An 18,179-nucleotide genomic window follows, 5' to 3' on the forward strand; every position below is an offset into this window, starting at 1 on the left:
GAGCCGGCCCCGGCTCCGGAACGAGCCCCGGAGGAACGCCCGGAGAGCTGACCCAGCCACTCCCGGCAGCCCCACCAGGCCCGGAATGTATGCCGACTGCAGTACAGGACAGGAACGAGGCACCAGATGACCGACCCCGTGACGCTGGACGGCGAGGGCCAGATCGGCGAGTTCGACGAGAAGCGGGCCGAGAACGCCGTACGCGAACTGCTGATCGCGGTCGGCGAGGACCCGGACCGCGAGGGTCTCAGGGAGACGCCGGCGCGCGTGGCGCGGGCGTATCGGGAACTCCTGGCGGGACATACGCAGGAGCCCGAGGAAGTACTGACCACGTCGTTCGACATCGGGCATGACGAGATGGTCCTGGTAAAAGACATCGAAATCGTCAGTCTGTGCGAGCATCACATGCTGCCGTTTCATGGTGTAGCCCACATTGGGTACATTCCGGCAGAGAGCGGCAAGATCACAGGTCTGTCGAAGCTGGCGCGGCTGGTTGAGGTCTTCGCCCGTCGTCTGCAGGTGCAGGAACGACTCACCACGCAGGTCGCCGACTCGCTCATGCGGATCCTCGAGGCCCGTGGCGTAATCGTCGTCATCGAGGCCGAGCACATGTGCATGTCGGTGCGCGGGGTTCGTAAGCCGGGTGCCAAGACCACGACGTCGGCGGTGCGCGGTCAGCTTCGGGATGCTACGACCCGAGCCGAGGCAATGAGCCTGATACTGGCACGTTGACGCGATTGTCAGTGATGCCCGGTACCGTCCTTGATCAGTGAGTTGATCGCTGGTCAAGGGGGCTCGCGGTGGGGTACGGACTGCCCGGCAAGCAGACGGTGAACGCTGTCGAGGGGCGCTTACAGGCGCGGAACGTCCAATTGCGCGGATGGGACCGTCGGAGCTGGCGCAGGGGGTGGGTGCACGGTTCACTCCGCGGGTCAACGGACTGGCCTCACATCTGGTCGTGGTCGACAGTTGGACCTCGCGAGACACGTTCAAAGCCGAGCGGCGCCCCCTGCAACTCCGAGAGTCCTGCTGGATCCGGGTCCACGAGGTGCGGTTGCGGACCTCCGTGAGCAAGCCGTTCACCCTCTACAGCCACCGCCTCGGCCCACATCCCGGATTCCTGGTCAACGGAGACCTGGTCCGACAGCCCTGGTAAGCCGTACATGTCACACGGTCGGCGCCGCCCCGGTGCCGTCGTGTTCGTCATCCTCCGGAAGCTTGCAGACGCGCTCCAGGAAGATCGCGGCCGCTATCACGCCGATGCCCGCCACGACCGAGAAGCCGGCGTAGATGGCCTGGTCGCGGCGGGCCGGGATGTCGAGGTACTCCAGCAGGAATACGCCCATGCCGCCGTACATACCGGCGACGAGGGCGGCCACCAGGGCGCTGGCCTGGCCGAAGACGACCGCACGGGCCGCCATCATCGGGTCGACGCCCTTGGCGTCCGGGACACGGTCCCGCTGGGCCTTCAGACGGGCGCGGATCGACAGGGCCGTCGCCAGCAGGATCACGGCGATCAGCGCGAGTACGACGGGGGCGGCCAGGGGGACGCTCGGCAGAGTCCCGATCGAGTTCCACAGACGGGCGCCCGCCCAGGACAGAATCCCGGCCACGACGAACACGCCGGCCAGCACCCTGATGCGCAACTCTTCCACGGTGTCCCGGTGTCCCTTCGGTTCCCCTGCGTGGCGTCCGACCCTGTCGACCTTAACGACTACTCGGGCAGCCGGAGTTCCAGGTCGGCGCGGGGCGCGATGCCGTCCCTGGTGACGGAGGCCAGGAGGTCGGCGACCGGGCCGTGTCCCGGCAGCTGGGCCCCGGGGTCCACGTCGTGCCAGGGGGCGAGCACGAAAGCGCGTTCGTGGGCGCGCGGGTGGGGCAGGGTCAGGTGCGGGTCGTCGGAGACGACCTCGGCGTAGGCGACGATGTCGACGTCGAGGGTGCGCGGGCCCCAGCGCTCGTCGCGGACGCGGTGGAAGGCCTCCTCCACGGCGTGCGCCCGCTCCAGCAGGGAGGACGGGGGCAGGGTGGTCTTGAGGATCACGACCGCGTTGAAGTACGACGGCTGGCTGTCGGGGTCGACGCCCCACGGCTCCGTCTCGTACACCGGCGAGACCCCTTTGACCCGCACGCCCGGGGTGTCCTCCAGCGCGTCGATGGCGCCCTGGAGGGTCTCCAGGCGGTTGCCGAGGTTGGCGCCGAGGGCGATCACCGCGCGCTTGGGGTTGGACAGCGTGGTGTCGGCGGCGTCGACCTGCTCGATGACGGAGGCGGGCACCGGCTGTACGGTCGGGTCGCTGGGACCCCTGGTGAAGGGGGTGCTCATACACGGCTCCGGATGATGGTGACGGTCACGTCGTTGAAGGGAACGGTGATCGGAGCGTCCGGCTTGTGGACGCAGACCTCGACCTCCTCGACCCCTTCGTGTTTCAGGCAGACCTGGGCGATGCGCTCGGCGAGCGTCTCGACCAGGTTGACGGGCTCGCCCTCGACCACGGCCACGACCTCCTCGGCCACGATGCCGTAGTGCACGGTCTTCGCCAGGTCGTCGTCGGCCGCGGCCGGTCGGGTGTCCAGGCCCAGGACGATGTCCACGAGGAAGGTCTGGCCGTCCTCGCGCTCCTTGGGGAACACACCGTGGTGCCCGCGGGCCTTGAGGCCGCGCAGCGCGACACGATCCACGCGAATCACTCCTGCAGTCGTCGGTCTCGGCCGGTGCGCACCGCGTGCGGGCGGTACGCCGACCTCAGTCGAATCTACCCGCGGGCACCGGCAGTGCCGGGCCACGGGGGCGTGGGGCCGGGTGGAGGCCAGGAGGTTTCACCGTGCGTTTGCCCTGGCGGTCCCGGTGGATCACGGGTTGGTAGCCGCCCATACCCGCCGGTCCGTGATTCCAACCACTTCTTGGTTCCCCCGGGTCAGGAAGGTGTCTCCTCGCCCTCCGTCCCGGCCATCACGGGGGAGGCGTGGTGCGACCAGAGTTTCCAGCCGGAGGGCGTGCGCCGGAACGCGTTGGTGGCGACCACGAGCTGGCCCACGAGTGGGCCGAGCTCGTCGCCGCCCTCGGGGGCGGGGCCGCCGCTGAGGATGTTCTCGGTGCAGGTCACCAGGGCGGTGTCGCCGGTCACGGAGACGTGCACGTCGGTGAGGAAGAACTGGATGTAGTCGGTGTTCGCCATGATCAGCGCGTAGGAGCGCAGCACCTCGCCGCGGCCGGTGAGCACCGGCCAGCCGGGGTGCACGCAGGAGACCACGCCGGCGTCGGCCGGGTCGTGGTACGACTCGTCGACGCCCAGGTCGGACGGGGTGAGCCAGAACTCGGACACCTTCTCGAAATCGCCCTGCTCCAGCGCTTCGTAGAAGGCGGTGTTGGCGGCCTCGACCTGCTCCACGTCGATGTGCGGCGCGTTCACCGGGCTCCTTCCGGGCCTCTGCCCGCCGTCCGGGCCCCTTCGACGGCGCGCGCGACCCGTACGGCGTCGGCGGTGGCGCGTACCTCGTGCACGCGTACGGCCCACGCGCCGGCGTGCGCCGCGAGGGCGGACACGGCGGCGGTGGCCGCGTCGCGCTCGCGCGCGGGCGGCGGGGAGGCCCCCGGTCCGGCGAGGACCCGGCCGAGGAAACGCTTGCGGGAAGCGGCGACGAGCAGCGGGCGGCCCAGGCCGTGGAGGCGGTCGAGGTGGGCCAGCAGCACCAGGTCGTGCTCGGCGTCCTTGGAGAAGCCGAGCCCCGGGTCGACGACGACGCGGTCGGGCGAGACGCCGCCCTCGACGACCGCCGCCACGCGCGCGTGCAGCTCGTCCACGACCTCGGCGACGACGTCCTCGTAGCTGCCCCTGACGTTGCCGCCCGCCAGGAGGCCGCGCCAGTGCATGACGACGAAGGGGGCGTCGGCGTCGGCGACGACCGGGATCATCCGGGGGTCGGCGAGGCCGCCGCTGACGTCGTTGACCAGGGCGGCGCCCGCCGCGAGGGCCTGCTCGGCGACCGAGGCGCGCATCGTGTCGACGGAGATCGTGACGCCCTCGGAGGCCAGGCCGCGCACGACCGGGACCACGCGCCTGAGCTCCTCGTCCTCGTCGACGCGGGTCGCGCCGGGACGGGTGGACTCGCCGCCGACGTCCACCAGGTCGGCACCCTCGGCGACCAGGTCGAGGCCGTGCTTGATGGCGGCCGTGGTGTCGAAGAAGCGGCCGCCGTCGGAGAAGGAGTCGGGGGTGACGTTGACGACCCCCATGACCGCGCAGCGGTCCCATGCGGTCAGTCCCGCCAGGTGGCGGCGGCCGGTCTGCTTGCTCATGTGTTCAGCGTAGGCCCCGCAGGTGGCGGTCTTCCCGCGCGGTCCGGCCGTGCGGGGCGGGGCACCGCTTTCCGCACGTGGATCCCTCACGCCGCCCGTGCGCCCTGCTCCGCCACCCGGTGGGCGCACGGGCGGCGCGTGGTGGTGCGGCGGCGCAGGAAGCGGGGCAGGGGCGGGGCGAGGGTGACGAAGCCCTCGGCCTGCATGGCGGCGAAGCCGATCCGGGGCAGGTCGGCGGAGGCGCGGTACACCACGAAACGGGGTTCCCACCGGGGGCGGAACTTGGCGTTGAACCTGTACAGGGACTCGATCTGGAACCACCGGGAGAGGAACACCAGCAGTCCGCGCCAGGCCCGCAGCACCGGCCCCGCGCCGATCTTCTCGCCCCGGGCGAGTGCCGCGCGGAACATGGCGAAGTTCAGCGAGACCCGCGCGATCCCGAGCTTCGGCGCGGCCTGGAGCGCGGCCACGATCAGCAGCTCGTTCATGCCGGGGTCGGCCGAGCGGTCGCGGCGCATCAGGTCGAGCGACACCCCGTCGGTGCCCCACGGCACGAAGTGCAGGATCGCCTTCAGGTCGCCGTACTCGCCGGGCTCGGCCTCCTGCTTGTGCGCGGTGGCTATCAGGCAGTCCCCGTCGGAGGGGTCGCCGATGCGGCCCAGCGCCATGGAGAAGCCCCGCTCGGTGTCGGTGCCGCGCCAGTCGTCGGCGGCGCGGCGGACTCGGTCCAGTTCCGCGCCGCCGAGGTCAGCCACGCGCCGTACCCGGGTCTCGTAACCGGCGCGCTCGATGCGCTTGACCATCTGGCGCACATTGCGCATCGCGCGGCCGGCCAGGGAGAAATCCGCGACGTCCACCACCGCCTCGTCGCCCAGTTCGAGGGCGTCCAGCCCGGTCTCGCGGGTCCACACCTCGCCGCCGGTCTCGGAGCAGCCCATGACGGCGGGCGTCCAGGAGTGGGCGCGGGCCTCGTCCATGAAGCGTTCGATGGCGCCGGGCCAGGCCTCGACGTCGCCGATCGGGTCGCCGCTGGCCAGCATCACGCCGGAGACGACGCGGTACGTCACCGCCGCCTTGCCGCTGGGGGAGAAGACGACGGCCTTGTCCCGGCGCAGCGCGAAGTGGCCGAGGGAGTCGCGGCCGCCGTGCCTGGCCAGCAGGGCCCGCAGGCGGGCCTCGTCGTCCTCGGTGAGGCGGGCGGCGGGGTGTTCGGGGCGGAAGGCCAGGTAGCTGGTGGTGATGGCGGTGAGCAGGCCGAGGGCGCCCAGGGAGAACGCGACCGTCCAGGAGGTGTCGCCCCGGTAGTCGACCGGGCCCTCGACGCCGAACAGGCCGTACAGCACGTGGGTGAGGCGGTCGGCCAGGCTCGGGTCGCCGACCATGCGGTGCGGGTGGGCGTTGACGACGACGAGGCCGAGGACGAGGGAACCGGCGCCCATGAGTACGAAGTTGGCGAGCGCCCGCCACCGGCTGCGCGGGTCGGGCAGCGCCGCGAACTGATCCCGGTGCCGCAGCAGGGGCAGGAGCAGTGCGAGGGAGATCAGCATTCCGATGACGGAGTGCCGGTAGGTGAACTGCGCGACGGCGCCGAGCGGCAGCAGGGCCACGGCGGCCCGCCACGCCCGGCGTTTACGGCGCTTGAGTCCGTGGGCGAGCAGCAGCAACAGCACTCCGGCACTGAGCGAGAGTGCCGCCGCGAACGGGCCGAACGCGCCGGGCAGTACCTCGGCGAGGGCGTGCATGCGGCTGTGCCGGAACCGCGGGAAGACGCCGGCGGCGATGTCCAGCAGGCCCACGAGCGCGCAGGCGCGGCCGACGAGGAGGGGCACGGTCTCCGGGCGGGGGCCGCGCAGCACCCGGCGCACGCTCGTGGGCTTCGTCGGAACCCCACCCGACATTTCCTCATCTGTCCTGACAGACATCGCACCCGTAGTTCTGCGAGAGACCGTGGATCCGGGCCCGATTCGGGCATCCGGCGACATTGCGCCCTCTAGGACGGTGTCTTGCCGGGAGAGGTTCACTCCCGACTTCACAAACCCCGGAGGGTGCGCGGGGGTGGCGGTCCGGGCGGACGGCCCGAACGGACGCATGGAAAGCGCAGGCAGGTAGCAACGCATGGGTCTCACGAGCAACAAGGTGCTGGCGCTGGCGGTCCTGTCCGGCGTGCTGCTGTTCGCCGGCACGGTGTGGCTGTGGCCGCGGCTGGCCCGGCGTACCTGGCGGACAGTCCTCGGGCGGGTGGGACTGCTGTTCGCCACCCAGCTGGCGGTCTTCGCCGCGGTGGGGCTGGTGGCCAACCAGTCCTTCGGGTTCTACGGCAGCTGGGCCGACCTGTTCGGCCGGGAGGACGGCCGGGGCGTGGTCGTCGACCACTCGGCCGACGAAGCCGGCGGCCCGCTTCAGGTCGTCGGCGACCGGCGGGTCGGCCGGGCGGGCGGGGCGTGGCCGGAGGCCGGCGGCCTGATCCAGGAGATACGGGTCGTCGGCCGTACGACGCGGATCGCGTCGCCCGCGTACGTGTACCTGCCGCCGGAGTACTTCCAGGCGCGGCACCGCGCCCGTACGTTCCCCGCGGCCGTCGTCCTGACCGGCTATCCGGGGACCGCGTCGGCGCTGGTGGACAAGCTCCACTACCCGCGTACGGCGTTCGACCTGGCCGAGGCGGGCCGGATGCGGCCGATGATCCTGGTGATGCTGCGGCCCACGGTGGCGCCGCCGCGCGACACGGAGTGCGTGGACGTCCCGGGCGGCCCGCAGACGGAGTCGTTCTTCGCCAAGGACCTGCCCGAGGCCGTGAGGTCCCACTACCGCGTGGACCGCGGGCCGGGCGGCTGGGGTGTCGTCGGCAACTCGACCGGCGGCTACTGCGCCCTGAAGCTCGCCATGCACCATCCCGAGGTGTACGGCGCGGGGGCCGGGCTCTCCGCCTACTACGACGCGCCCAGCGATCCCACCACGGGGGACCTCTTCCAGGGCGACAGGGGACGGAAGAACCGGGCCGACCTGTGGTGGTACCTCAAGAACATGCCCGCGCCCGACACTTCACTGCTCGTCACCAGCAGCAGGTCCGGCGAGACGAACTACAAGGACACGCTGGAGTTCATTGAGCGGGTGAAGGACAGGAAGCCGACGCGGATCTCGTCGATCATCCTGGAAAGCGGCGGGCACAACTTCAATACGTGGCGGCGCGAGATTCCCGCGACCCTGGAGTGGCTCGGCGAGCGGCTCGACGGGGGGCCGACGGACGGCCCGTCGGGCGGTGACGTGCGAACGCCGGAAATGATCTTGAAGTAATTCGCCCGCCGTCGGGCATGTGGATTCCTGATGCCGTGTGAAAGCGTCGGAGATGGCTGTGTTTTTACGGGGCGGGGCGCCAAGATTCGCCTACGCGCGGTAAGTTTCTGGCCATGCCACGTGGACGTCACCGCCATTCCCCGCCCCTGCACAGGCTGCTTCCTCCGTCGGCGATCGCCGGCGTCTCCGTCGTCTGTGCCGTCGGCCCATGGGTGTTCAGCGAAGCGATGGTCGTGCGCTTGCTGGCCGCGGCCGCCGCGGTGACGGCCGTCGTCGGTGCGGTCGTCATGCGTCACTGGGACGCGCAGGCCGGCAGGCGCGTCGCCGACCTCACGCGCGCGCGTGCGAGCGACGAGTGGCGTTACGAGGAACGGGTCGCCGAACTGGAGTCCGACCTGGAGGAGTCGCGCGAGCTGCGCGTGAAGCTGGAGCACCGGCTGCGGGCGAAGCGCACGGAGCTGGCGGGACTGCGCAACGAGCACGCCGCCCTGCTGCGGCGCTACGCCACGGCGGAGACCGAGCGGGCCACCGCGCTGGAAGGCCGCCGCCTGCTGGAGACAGAGGCCGTGCCGCAGGCGCCCGCGCTGCCGGCGGCACGGTCGGCGCCGGTGGAGGAGACGCCCGCCGAGGACACCGCGGCCACCGAGGAGGCCACCGAGGAGGCCACCGAGGCGGTCGAGGAGGCCCCCGCCGTGTTCTCTCCCGAGGGTTCCCGGCTGTTCCTGCGGGCGAACGCGGCGCTGGCGCGCTTCGACGAGGGCCGGCCGGCCGCCGCCCCGGACGGTGGCGACCGCGACGGCGGCGGTGACTCCGACGGCGGCGACGACGGGGACGGCGGCGGCAACGGCGGCGGCGAGAGCGCGGAGGCGGCCGAGGCCGCGCGGGAGGACGAGGCACAGGGGCAGCCCGAGGCGGTCGACGGGCACGAGCGCACCGTCGCCGCCTCCCCGACCACTCAGCCCGATGAGCCCGGCCGGTCCGACCAGTCCGACCAGCCCGACGAGCGGCCCGCGCAGCCCAACCAGGCCACCCGGCGGACCGCCGGCCACTTCACGGTGCCGACCGCGGTGGCCGTCGCACCGGCGACTCCCGCGCGGCGTCCGGCGGTCGAGGGCGGCTTCGACTTCTTCGGCACGAAGAACGCCGAGTCCGAGGACGGGACGTCGTCGTCCGAGGCCCTGGAGGCCGTCCAGAACGAGGACCTCGCCGACGTGGTCGGCCAGGAGGCCCTCGCCCTGCACAAGGCCGAGACGGAGGCCGCCTTCAAGCCGGCCGGCGAGGAGTCCCGCGGTGTGGGCCAGGTGATCGACCTGACGGCCCACGACGAGACCGAGCAGATCGACGTACAGCAGCTGCGCAGCGCGGTGTCCTGACGCCGCCTCGTCAGAGCCGGTGGGGTCTCAGGCCATCCACCGGTCCGGCAGTGCGTCCCGCCGCCCGGTACGGGAGCGTTCCGCCTGCGCCCGGAGCAGCCGTGCCGCCTCGTCGGCGTCGCGCAGTCGCGCGGTCACGGTCTTGTTCGCGCCCGTGTCCACCCGCACGTCGGCCAGGCGCAGCGCCCGCTGCCACGGCCCCTGCGTGAGCCGGACGCTCTGCACCTTGGCGTGCGGCACCAGCGCCAGGCTGCGGCGCAGCAGTCCGTACCGGGCGGCGAAGACCGCGTCGGTGACGGCGAGTCCGTAGCCGCGCCACCACAGCGGCCGGCAGCGCGCGGCCCGCCGGGGTGCGCGCGACAGCATCGCGTCCGTCGGCACGGTCACGCCGGGCAGCACGCGCGCGACGACCGACTCGGCGATCTCGCGCGGGGCGACCGGCACCAGCACGGAGTTCGACGACCCGGCCACGTCCAGCTCCACCCGTACCCAGCCGCGCCGCCGCCACAGCACCGGCTCCACGATCCGCACCGTCTGCACCCGGCCCGGCGGAACGGTCTCGTGGGCGCGGTCCAGCAGCCCGTGGTCGAGGCGGAGCCCGTCCGGGGACTCGGCCACCGTCCAGTCGTACTCCCCGACGAACCGGCCCGCGCTGCTCGCACCCGCGGCGCCCAGCAGGGGCAGGGCGGTCGCCAGCACCGTCCACAGGTTGTGGGTGGCCAGCCACAGCAGTGTCGGCACGACGACGGCGGCGATCAGCGTGCCCCAGGTCGCGCCGGTCAGCAGCAGTGAGACGGCGAGGACGCCGGGCGGCACGCGCAGCAGTTGCCGGGAGGGTGCCTCGCCGACCTCGTGCGCGGTCTCGGGCGCGAGGCCGGCCGCGCGTGCGAGCAGCTCGGCCCGCAGCGCGCGTGCCTCGTCGGCGCCCAGGAAGGCCAGTTCGTCCTTCTTGCCGGTGCCTATGACATCGAGTTTCAGCTTGGCGACCCCCGCGATACGGGCGAGCAGTGGCTGGGTGACGTCGACGGCCTGGATCCGTTCGAGCCGGATGTGCGCGGTGCGCCGGAACACCAGTCCGGTACGGATGCGCAGCTCGGCGTCGGTCACCGCGAAGTGGGTGAACCACCAGGTCAGGAAGCCGTACAGGGCTGCGGCCGGGATCAGTACGGCGAGCCCGATCAGGAGCGTGGTCGTGGTCAGCCGGGACAGCTGGCGCTGCGCCTGGTCGGGGTCGTGCACGGCCCAACCGACGACCACGGCGACCGGCGCCCAGGCCCGCCGCAACGGTGTGACGGGGTGCAGGCGCCGCTCGACGACACCGTTCCCGCGGCCGGGGGCGCCGCTCTCGTCCCCGCCCAAGCGGCCCTCGGCCTTGCTCACGTCCGCGCCGGCGCCCGAGCGGTCCTCGGCCCCGGCCGCGGCGTCTGCGGCCCCCGGTGGTGGGCCCTTCCGCGCCTCCGGCCGGCCCTTCTCCGCCCCGGGCGTCGTCACAGCCCCGCCGATCGGGCCTCGCCCAGCTCGGTGAGCCGGTCGCGGAGGCGTTCCGCCTCGGCCGGGTCGAGGCCCGGGATGGTCGCGTCGGTCGCCGCGGCGGCCGTGTGGAGCTGCACACTGGCCAGGCCGAAGTGGCGCTCGACCGGGCCCGAGGTCACCTCGACCAGCTGCATCCGCCCGTACGGGACGACGGTCTCCTCCCACCACAGCACGCCCCGGCCGATCAGCAGGTCGTCGGCGCGCTCGGCGTAACGCCAGGAGCGCCAGTTGCGCTCCAGCATCACCCAGCCCCACGCCAGCAGGGCCGCCGGCAGCAGTGCCAGGGCCGCCCAGAAGGGGCCCAGGAACAGCCCGGGCAGCAGACCCGCGGCGAGCGTCAGCAGTCCCAGCCACACCACCAGCAACAGTCGCCGCATGCGTAGCAGCCCCGGCGGCAGGCCGGTCCACACCGGCTGGTCCCGCACCGGCTCCGTCGGCTCCGTCGCCCCCGCCGTGCCCGTGTCGTCAGGGCTCCCCGTCTCCATGGGGCAAGCGTACGTAGGGGACACTGTGCGCATGACTCCTACGACGGAGACCACGGTCGGTATCGGCGGTGCCGGGGAGAGCACCGACATGGTGCTCAACATCGGGCCCCAGCATCCGTCCACGCACGGCGTGCTGCGGCTGCGGCTCGTCCTGGACGGTGAGCGCATCACGAGCGCGGAGCCCGTGATCGGCTATATGCACCGCGGCGCGGAGAAGCTGTTCGAGGCCCGCGACTACCGTCAGATCATCGTGCTCGCCAACCGCCACGACTGGCTGTCGGCGTTCTCCAACGAGCTGGGCGTGGTCCTCGCCGTGGAGCGGATGCTCGGCATGGAGGTCCCCACGCGCGCGGTGTGGACGCGGACCCTCCTCGCGGAGCTGAACCGGGTGCTCAACCACCTGATGTTCCTCGGGTCGTACCCACTGGAGCTGGGCGGCATCACCCCGGTCTTCTACGCCTTCCGGGAGCGGGAGGTCCTCCAGAACGTGATGGAGGAGGTCTCCGGCGGTCGCATGCACTACATGTTCAACCGCGTCGGCGGCCTCAAGGAGGACCTGCCGGCGGGCTGGCACACGCGCGCGCGTGCCGCCGTCGCCGCCGTGCGCTCCCGCATGGACGTCTTCGACGACCTGGTGCTCGGCAACGAGATCTTCCGGGGGCGTACGCGCGGGGTGGGCGCCCTGTCGCCCGAGGCCGTGCACGCCTACGGCGTCAGCGGCCCGGTCGCCCGCGCCTCCGGCGTCGACTTCGACCTGCGCCGCGACGAGCCGTACCTCGCCTACGGCGAACTCCAGGACACCCTGAAGGTCGTCACCCGCACCGACGGCGACTGCCTCGCCCGCTTCGAGTGCCTCCTGGAGCAGACCCACAACGCCCTCGACCTCGCCGACGCCTGCCTGGACCGCCTGGCCGAGCTCGCGCCCGGGCCGATCAACCAGCGGCTCCCGAAGGTGCTGAAGGCGCCCGAGGGCCACACGTACGCGTGGACCGAGAACCCGCTCGGCATCAACGGCTACTACCTGGTCAGCAAGGGCGAGAAGACCCCGTACCGGCTGAAGCTGCGCTCGGCCTCGTACAACAACATCCAGGCGCTGGCGGAGCTGTTGCCCGGGACGCTGGTCGCGGACATGGTGGCGATCCTCGGGTCACTCTTCTTCGTGGTCGGCGACATCGACAAGTAGCGCGGCGGCGTCGAGAGACCCCACCGGCTGGAGCAGCCACACGAAGTCGCCCAGTCCGCCGCGCGCCAGCAGTTCCGCCGCCTCCGAGGCGCCCGCGAGGGCGCGTACGTAGGCCGCCGGGTCGGTGGAGGCCAACGCGAGCGGGGGGCGTGCGCCCGTGACACCCAGGGCGCGCAGGGCATCGCGCTGGGGGCGCAGCAGAGCAGCTGGGGGCGTGCGCCCCGGAACGCACGTCGCCGCGTGGGCCGCCGCGCACGCGTCCAGCGCGACATGCGCGGTGATGTCGCACGACCCGTCCGGCACCGGCGGCGTCTGGCGCCCCTCCCGGAAGCCGGTGAGCGTCCCGAACGGCGGGCGGGCGTCCCTGGTGTGCGCGTAGTCGGCGGCCACGGCCAGCCCGCCGTCCAGGGCCGCCACGGCGGACGCCCAGGCGGAGTCCCGGGGGAGCCCGATCTCGGCCCGCAGCCCCTCCCGCGGTCCTTCGTCACCGGCCGGCGGCCACCACCGCGCCAGCCACTCGGCCTCCGCCCCGTCCACCGGCTCCCCGAGCCGTTCGGCTCCGTCGTCCCGCACGAGCACCCGCCGCGCCACGCCCGCGGAGTCCACCTCCGCCACCTCCACCGGGACGTTGTCCAGCCACTCGTTGGCGAACAGCAGTCCCGTCACCCCACCGCCCGGCGGCTCGGCGAGCCACTCGATCCGGTGGTCCAGCCCCTCGGGGCGGCCGGCCACCTCGACGGCGTACGCGCGCGTGCGGGCGGCCACCTCGGCGGGCAGCGCGGCGAGCACCCCGGTGACCAACTCGCCCCGCCCGGCCGCTATGTCCACGAAGTCCAGCGACGAGGGCCGCCCCAGCGCCTCGTCGACCCGGCACAGCAGCCGCGCCACGGCCCCGGCGAACAGCGGCGACGCGTGCACGGACGTCCGGAAGTGCCCGGCGGGCCCCTCGGATCCGCGGTAGAAACCGGCCGGTCCGTAGAGGGCGTCCTGCGTCGCTTCCCTCCAGCCCCGCCAGTCGCGCCGCGCCCCTGAAGCCCCTCTGATCCCTGGTGTCACACGGCCAGGCTAGGCGCACAGGAGAGCGGAGCCTCCACCTTGCGGAGTATGCGCGGGCGATGCGGATCGGCCCTCCGGTTGACCCCTGCACCTATCTCCCTTCCCTACGCTGGGTCACGTGCAGCGCCTCTACGATTTCCTCCGCAGACACCCGATCGGGGTCGACTGCTTCTGGGCCCTCGTCCTGCTCGGGATCTCCGTCATGTCCGTGGCTCCCCAGGAGGAGGCCCGGGGGACGGACATGACGGCGCTGACCGTCCCCTTCGTCCTGCTGCTGTGCGTGGTGATCGCGCTGCGCAGGCTGATGCCGGAGAAGATGCTGCTGCTGGCCGTCGCGCTGGGTCTGGGGCAGCTCGCGCTGGACGTGTCGACCATGCCGGCCGACTTCGCCCTCCTGGTGATCGTCTACACCGTGGCCGCGACCGGCGCCCGCTGGGCCTCCCGGACCGCGCTGGCCGTGGGGCTGTGCGCCGCCCCCGTCGCCCAGCTCCGCTGGCCGATGGAGGACGCGGGCATGGGCAGCAACATCGCCATAACGGTTTTCCAGGCGGTGCCCTTCGCCCTCGCCTGGGTGCTCGGCGACTCCATCCGCACCCGCCGCGCCTACTTCGCGCAGTTGGAGGAACGGGCCGCACGGCTGGAGAAGGAGCGCGAGGCGCAGGCCAAGGTCGCGGTCGCCGCCGAACGCGCCCGGATCGCGCGCGAGCTGCACGACGTCGTGGCGCACAACGTCTCCGTGATGGTGGTGCAGGCCGACGGCGCCGCATACGTGCTGGACGCCGCCCCCGACCAGGCGAGGAAGGCGCTGGAGACCATCTCCTCCACCGGCCGACAGGCCCTCGCGGAGATGCGCCGCCTGCTCGGCGTGCTGCGCACCGGTGAGCACCAGGAGGCCGGCGAGTACGTCCCGCAGCCCGACGTCCAGCAGATCGAGGACCTCGTGGAGGAATGCCGCAGCTCCGGGCTGCCCGTCGACTTCAAGGTGGAGGGCACTGCGCGCCGGCTGCCCAGCGGCCTCGAGCTCACCGCGTACCGCATCGTGCAGGAGGCGCTGACCAACACGCGCAAGCACGGCGGTCCCAACGCGGGCGCGAGCGTGCGCCTGGTCTACTTCGACGACGGGCTCGGGCTGCTCATCGAGGACGACGGCAAGGGCGCCCCGCACGAGCTGTACGAGGAGGGCGGCTTCGACGGCCAGGGTCACGGACTGATCGGCATGCGCGAGCGGGTCGGCATGGTCGGCGGCACCCTGGACGCCGGGCCGAGACAGGGCGGAGGGTTCCGCATCAGCGTGCTGCTGCCGCTGAAACCGGCACACTGACACCCGCGCCCATACGCACGTACCGCGTTTACACCTGTAAGCCTGCAAGCCTGTAAGGAAGAGGCGCCGATGGCGATCCGCGTAATGCTCGTCGACGACCAGGTGCTGCTGCGCACCGGGTTCCGGATGGTGCTGGCGGCCCAGCCGGACATGGAGGTCGTCGCGGAGGCGGGCGACGGCGTCGAGGCCCTCCAGGTGCTGCGTTCGACGGCCGTGGACGTCGTCCTGATGGACGTCCGCATGCCCAAGCTCGACGGCGTCGAGACCACCAGCCGGATCTGCGTGGACCCGGCCGCGCCGAAGGTGCTCATCCTGACCACCTTCGACCTCGACGAGTACGCGTTCTCGGCGCTGAAGGCGGGCGCCTCCGGCTTCATGCTCAAGGACGTGCCGCCGGGCGAGCTGCTCGCCGCCATCCGCTCCGTGCACAGCGGCGACGCGGTGGTCGCCCCCTCGACCACGCGCCGGCTCCTGGACCGGTTCGCGCCGATGCTGCCGGCCACCGGTCAGGAGCCCCGGCACAAGGAACTCCAGCGGCTCACCGGGCGGGAGCGCGAGGTGATGGTGCTGGTCGCGCAAGGTCTGTCCAACGGGGAGATCGCGGCCCGGCTCGTGCTGTCGGAGGCGACCGTGAAGACGCACGTGGGCCGCATCCTGACCAAGCTGGGCCTGCGGGACCGGGTGCAGGTGGTGGTCCTCGCCTACGAGACCGGGCTGGTGCGTGCAGGCAGGGGGCAGGGCTGACGGGGGCGAGGCGCTGACGGGGGCAGGGCTGGCGGGGGCGGGGCTGACGCCCCCGCGGCGGGCGCCCGACCGGCCGCGCGGCGGCTACCGGAGTATGCCCTCCAGGAAGTCGCTGCCCAGCCGGGCCACCACCGTCACGTCCAGTTGGTGCAGGACGTACCGCCCGCGGCGGCGGGTGGTGATCAGGCCGGCCTTCTTCAGCACGCCCAGGTGCCGGGATATCTCCGGGGCCGTCACGCCGTGCGCCTGCGCCAGCTCGCTCGTGGTGTACGCGCTGCGGGCCAGATGGCGGCAGATCCGCATCCGGACCGGGTGGGACAGCGCGGTCATCCGCAGCGTGAGCTGCTCGACCGACGGCGGCGAGGCCGGCTCGGGGGAGCCGACGGGGTAGTGCAGCACCGGCTGCCAGCCGTGCCGGTGCAGGACCATCAGATGCGGCCAGCCCAGACTCGTCGGGACGAGGAGGAGCCCGCCGTCCGCCGTCGCCGAACGGCCGTCGCCCAGCTTGTCGACCGTGATCCGCGCGGCGCTCTCGTCCAGCGTGACCGCCGGGGACACGGCGGCCAGCGCCTCGGTGAGGCCCTTGCGGTGCAGCAGGTCCGTCTTGTGGCGGGCGTCCGCCGCCAGCTGGTGGCGCAGCCGCGACCACGCCTCCGCGAAGAACGCCTCGTCGCAGTCCTGCGCGAACTGCCGCAGCCAGCGGCGGATCAGCGGCGGATCGGCCAGCAGCCGCTCGCTGAAGCGCAGCTGTTGCGGTCCGCGCGCGGCGGCCAGGTCCAGAGCGCGCCGGCGCGCCTCGGCGTCCGCGAGCGCGGAGGGCCCACCGCTGCTGTACGGCAGGGCGCAGGTGAACTCCAGTGCCGCGTCCACGAACTGATCGTCGGACAGCTTGTCGAGCAGGTCCAGGTCCTCGGCGAGGGTGGCGCCGGGCAGCGTGCTGCGGCCCGGCACGCCGGCGAACGGCATGAACAGGTCCGAGAAAGTCGTCCGCCACAGGAAGTCGGCCTCGCACATCCGGTCGGCCAGATGGGAGTCGAGCCGGGCGGTCACCCCCGTCGCCCAGCCCTGCAGGCCCGGGTGGTGCCCCGGCTCGGACAGCGCGTGCAGCGCCATGCCCAGCTCGGCCAGGGGCGAGGGCACGACGGCGATCCTCTCCGGCCGCAGCCCCGCGATGTCGATGCGCACGCTCATGCCCTCATGGTGCACCCCGCCACCGACAACGCCGCCGTCGATTGACCGCCGCCGTCAATCGGCGCGACCGCGGAGCCGTGCCGGAGCAGTCTGGAGTCACCGGGGCAGCCGCGGGGCCCGCCCCTCTTCCACTCACTCAGTACGTCCTCCCGGAAGGCGATTCCCATGAGCATCACGCAGCAGCACCTCCTCGACGCCTACCGTGCCCGGCAGCTCGGCGAGCCCGCGCCACCCGCGCCCGGCACCCACGACCGGCGGGTAGTGCGCGAGTGGCGCGACCGCCGCCGGTTCCGGGCCGTGCTCGCCGGCCGCCCGGCGCACGGCCGCGTGCCCTGCGCCGGTGGTGGTCCCTGTTGCCGCGGGCTCTCGGCTGACGCGGGCGGCCGCCGGGCGCGCCGCCGCGCCGCCGTTCAGCCCGTCAGCCGGGCCACGAAGTCGGCGACCGCCGCCTGCACCTCGTCGGCCGTCCAGTCCAGGCCCGCCGCGTCCACCCCGACCTCGGTGGCGGCGAGTCCCGGTCCGGGCGTGTCCCAGCCCCGGGAGAAGAGCAGGGTCCCCGTCTCCTCGCCCTGCCGCACCGCGGCCTCGCCGACCACATCGGCGTCGTACGGCAGCCAGACCTGGAACTCGTGGGTGTGCGGTTCCTCGGGGTGCACCCGCGCCCACGGCAGTCCTGCCGCCGTGAAGCCCTCCCGCAGCGCGGCGGCCACCACGCGCGCGTGGGCCACGTACTCCGGCAGCCGGGGCAGCTCGCGCTCCAGGCCGGCCAGGGCCGACAGCACCGTGGGGAACTGCTGGAACACCGCGCCGCCGTACCGGTGCCGCCAGGCCTTCGCCTCCTCGATCAGCGTCCGGGGGCCGGCCAGGGCGGCGCCGCCGTAGCCCTTGAGGGACTTGTAGAACGAGACGTACACGCTGTCCGCGAGACCCGCGATCTCCTCCAGTGGGCGGCCGAAGTGGACGGTGGACTCCCACAGCCGGGCCCCGTCGAAGTGGACCACCGCGTCGCGCTCCCGCGCGGCATCGACGACCTCGGTGAGCTCCTCCCAGGTGGGCAGCACGAAACCGGCCTCCCTGAGCGGCAGCTCCAGCATCAGCGCCCCGAACGGCTCGTCGAAGTCGCGCACCTCGTCGGCGGTCGGCAGCCGGGGCTCGCTGGTCACCCGCACCGGGCGCAGCCCGCTGACCCGGCTGAAGGCGTCGCGCTCGTGCATCTCGGGATGGCTGAGCCCGTGCAGGGCGACGACCGGGTCGCCGGTGCGGCCGGCCCAGCAGCGCAGGGCCACCTGCTGGGCCATGGTGCCGGTCGGGAAGAAGGCGGCGGCCTCGGTGCCGAGCAGGGCGGCGACCTTCTCCTCCAGGGCCTCCACGATGCCGTTGCCGTAGATGTCGGACGGCTCGTCGAGGTCGTACAGCTCGGCCGCCCCGTCCAGCAGGGCGAGCCGCTCGCGCAGGGTGGTCGTGAACCCCGGGCCGACGAGTGTGCGCCGGGCGCCGCGATGGGCGGCCACGCGCCGCTCCCGGAGCCGCGCGCCGCGGTCCTCCGCCGGTTTCGCCGCCTCGGTCGATTCCGTAGGTTCCGCTTGTCCTGCTGCCGTACCAGTCATCCCGGGATCATGCCGCGCGGACGTCGGCGCGGGCACCCCGGTTTCCCACGGGTTCCGTCACGCGTTTCCACGCGCGCGTGAGTGTGTGCCCC

Annotated in this window: 18 protein-coding genes; 7 read left to right on the top strand and 11 right to left on the bottom strand. The window is 72.9% G+C overall.

The annotated features are described in order from the left end of the window. Positions 1 to 126 precede the first annotated feature (126 nt). Positions 127 to 732 (top strand): GTP cyclohydrolase I FolE, encoded by a 606-nt coding sequence (gene folE, locus ACIQ1J_RS06725; protein WP_403554673.1) that lies wholly within the window; start codon positions 127 to 129, stop codon positions 730 to 732. Between the two features lie 148 nt (positions 733 to 880). Continuing rightward, positions 881 to 1,156 (top strand): hypothetical protein, encoded by a 276-nt coding sequence (locus ACIQ1J_RS06730; RefSeq protein WP_403554675.1) that lies wholly within the window; start codon positions 881 to 883, stop codon positions 1,154 to 1,156. Between the two features lie 10 nt (positions 1,157 to 1,166). Here the strand turns inward: ACIQ1J_RS06730 and ACIQ1J_RS06735 are convergent, their stop codons facing one another. The 6 genes from ACIQ1J_RS06735 to ACIQ1J_RS06760 all read right to left on the bottom strand — a co-directional run bounded on the left by ACIQ1J_RS06735 (position 1,167) and on the right by ACIQ1J_RS06760 (position 6,198). Next, positions 1,167 to 1,655: a DUF3180 domain-containing protein gene (locus ACIQ1J_RS06735; protein ID WP_210962629.1), complete on the bottom strand. Its 489-nt coding sequence runs from the start codon at positions 1,653 to 1,655 to the stop codon at positions 1,167 to 1,169. A 59-nt stretch (positions 1,656 to 1,714) separates the two neighbouring features. Next, positions 1,715 to 2,326, bottom strand: a complete 612-nt coding sequence (folK, locus tag ACIQ1J_RS06740; protein ID WP_403554677.1) for a 2-amino-4-hydroxy-6-hydroxymethyldihydropteridine diphosphokinase — start codon at positions 2,324 to 2,326, stop codon at positions 1,715 to 1,717. Continuing rightward, positions 2,323 to 2,682 (bottom strand): dihydroneopterin aldolase, encoded by a 360-nt coding sequence (gene folB, locus ACIQ1J_RS06745; protein ID WP_310871989.1) that lies wholly within the window; start codon positions 2,680 to 2,682, stop codon positions 2,323 to 2,325. The genes folK and folB overlap by 4 nt, the downstream gene beginning before the upstream one ends. A gap of 236 nt (positions 2,683 to 2,918) precedes the next feature. Further along, positions 2,919 to 3,413 (bottom strand): nuclear transport factor 2 family protein, encoded by a 495-nt coding sequence (locus tag ACIQ1J_RS06750; RefSeq protein WP_403554679.1) that lies wholly within the window; start codon positions 3,411 to 3,413, stop codon positions 2,919 to 2,921. Continuing rightward, entirely contained in the window at positions 3,410 to 4,300 is an 891-nt protein-coding gene (folP, locus tag ACIQ1J_RS06755; RefSeq protein ID WP_403554680.1) for a dihydropteroate synthase, read from the bottom strand. The genes ACIQ1J_RS06750 and folP overlap by 4 nt, the downstream gene beginning before the upstream one ends. Before the next feature lie 86 nt (positions 4,301 to 4,386). Further along, positions 4,387 to 6,198 carry a phosphatidylglycerol lysyltransferase domain-containing protein gene (locus ACIQ1J_RS06760; RefSeq protein WP_403554682.1) on the bottom strand — a complete coding sequence of 604 codons (1,812 nt, stop codon included), beginning with the start codon at positions 6,196 to 6,198 and terminating at the stop codon, positions 4,387 to 4,389. A gap of 217 nt (positions 6,199 to 6,415) precedes the next feature. Between ACIQ1J_RS06760 and ACIQ1J_RS06765 the strand changes: the two genes are divergently transcribed. Then, on the top strand, positions 6,416 to 7,594 hold the full coding sequence (locus tag ACIQ1J_RS06765) for an alpha/beta hydrolase (RefSeq protein ID WP_403554684.1): 1,179 nt from the start codon (positions 6,416 to 6,418) through the stop codon (positions 7,592 to 7,594). A 113-nt stretch (positions 7,595 to 7,707) separates the two neighbouring features. Then, positions 7,708 to 8,967 carry a hypothetical protein gene (locus tag ACIQ1J_RS06770; RefSeq protein ID WP_403554686.1) on the top strand — a complete coding sequence of 420 codons (1,260 nt, stop codon included), beginning with the start codon at positions 7,708 to 7,710 and terminating at the stop codon, positions 8,965 to 8,967. A 27-nt stretch (positions 8,968 to 8,994) separates the two neighbouring features. Here ACIQ1J_RS06770 and ACIQ1J_RS06775 read toward each other — a convergent pair whose 3' ends face one another. Next, positions 8,995 to 10,326 carry a PH domain-containing protein gene (locus ACIQ1J_RS06775; RefSeq protein WP_403554833.1) on the bottom strand — a complete coding sequence of 444 codons (1,332 nt, stop codon included), beginning with the start codon at positions 10,324 to 10,326 and terminating at the stop codon, positions 8,995 to 8,997. A gap of 128 nt (positions 10,327 to 10,454) precedes the next feature. Continuing rightward, positions 10,455 to 10,985, bottom strand: a complete 531-nt coding sequence (locus ACIQ1J_RS06780) for a PH domain-containing protein (protein WP_210962637.1) — start codon at positions 10,983 to 10,985, stop codon at positions 10,455 to 10,457. A 31-nt stretch (positions 10,986 to 11,016) separates the two neighbouring features. On the opposite strand from ACIQ1J_RS06780, the gene ACIQ1J_RS06785 reads away from it, so the two are divergent. Further along, positions 11,017 to 12,168, top strand: a complete 1,152-nt coding sequence (locus ACIQ1J_RS06785; RefSeq protein ID WP_403554688.1) for an NADH-quinone oxidoreductase subunit D — start codon at positions 11,017 to 11,019, stop codon at positions 12,166 to 12,168. Here the strand turns inward: ACIQ1J_RS06785 and ACIQ1J_RS06790 are convergent. After that, entirely contained in the window at positions 12,133 to 13,224 is a 1,092-nt protein-coding gene (locus ACIQ1J_RS06790) for an SAM-dependent methyltransferase (RefSeq protein WP_403554690.1), read from the bottom strand. The two genes, ACIQ1J_RS06785 and ACIQ1J_RS06790, sit on opposite strands and share 36 nt — an antisense overlap. A gap of 118 nt (positions 13,225 to 13,342) precedes the next feature. Here ACIQ1J_RS06790 and ACIQ1J_RS06795 point away from each other — a divergent pair, with 118 nt between their 5' ends. Further along, a complete protein-coding gene (locus tag ACIQ1J_RS06795) occupies positions 13,343 to 14,545 on the top strand; it encodes a sensor histidine kinase (protein WP_403554692.1) in 1,203 nt (400 codons plus the stop codon). A 69-nt stretch (positions 14,546 to 14,614) separates the two neighbouring features. Further along, positions 14,615 to 15,289: a response regulator gene (locus ACIQ1J_RS06800; protein ID WP_403554694.1), complete on the top strand. Its 675-nt coding sequence runs from the start codon at positions 14,615 to 14,617 to the stop codon at positions 15,287 to 15,289. An 84-nt stretch (positions 15,290 to 15,373) separates the two neighbouring features. On the opposite strand, the gene ACIQ1J_RS06805 is transcribed toward ACIQ1J_RS06800, so the two are convergent. After that, entirely contained in the window at positions 15,374 to 16,480 is a 1,107-nt protein-coding gene (locus tag ACIQ1J_RS06805; protein ID WP_403554696.1) for a DUF5937 family protein, read from the bottom strand. A 410-nt stretch (positions 16,481 to 16,890) separates the two neighbouring features. Then, positions 16,891 to 18,087 (bottom strand): threonine aldolase family protein, encoded by a 1,197-nt coding sequence (locus ACIQ1J_RS06810; protein ID WP_403554698.1) that lies wholly within the window; start codon positions 18,085 to 18,087, stop codon positions 16,891 to 16,893. Positions 18,088 to 18,179: the final 92 nt, after the last annotated feature.

The sequence above is a fragment of the Streptomyces sp. NPDC097107 genome (assembly GCF_044762405.1).
Lineage (GTDB): Bacteria > Actinomycetota > Actinomycetes > Streptomycetales > Streptomycetaceae > Streptomyces > Streptomyces thinghirensis.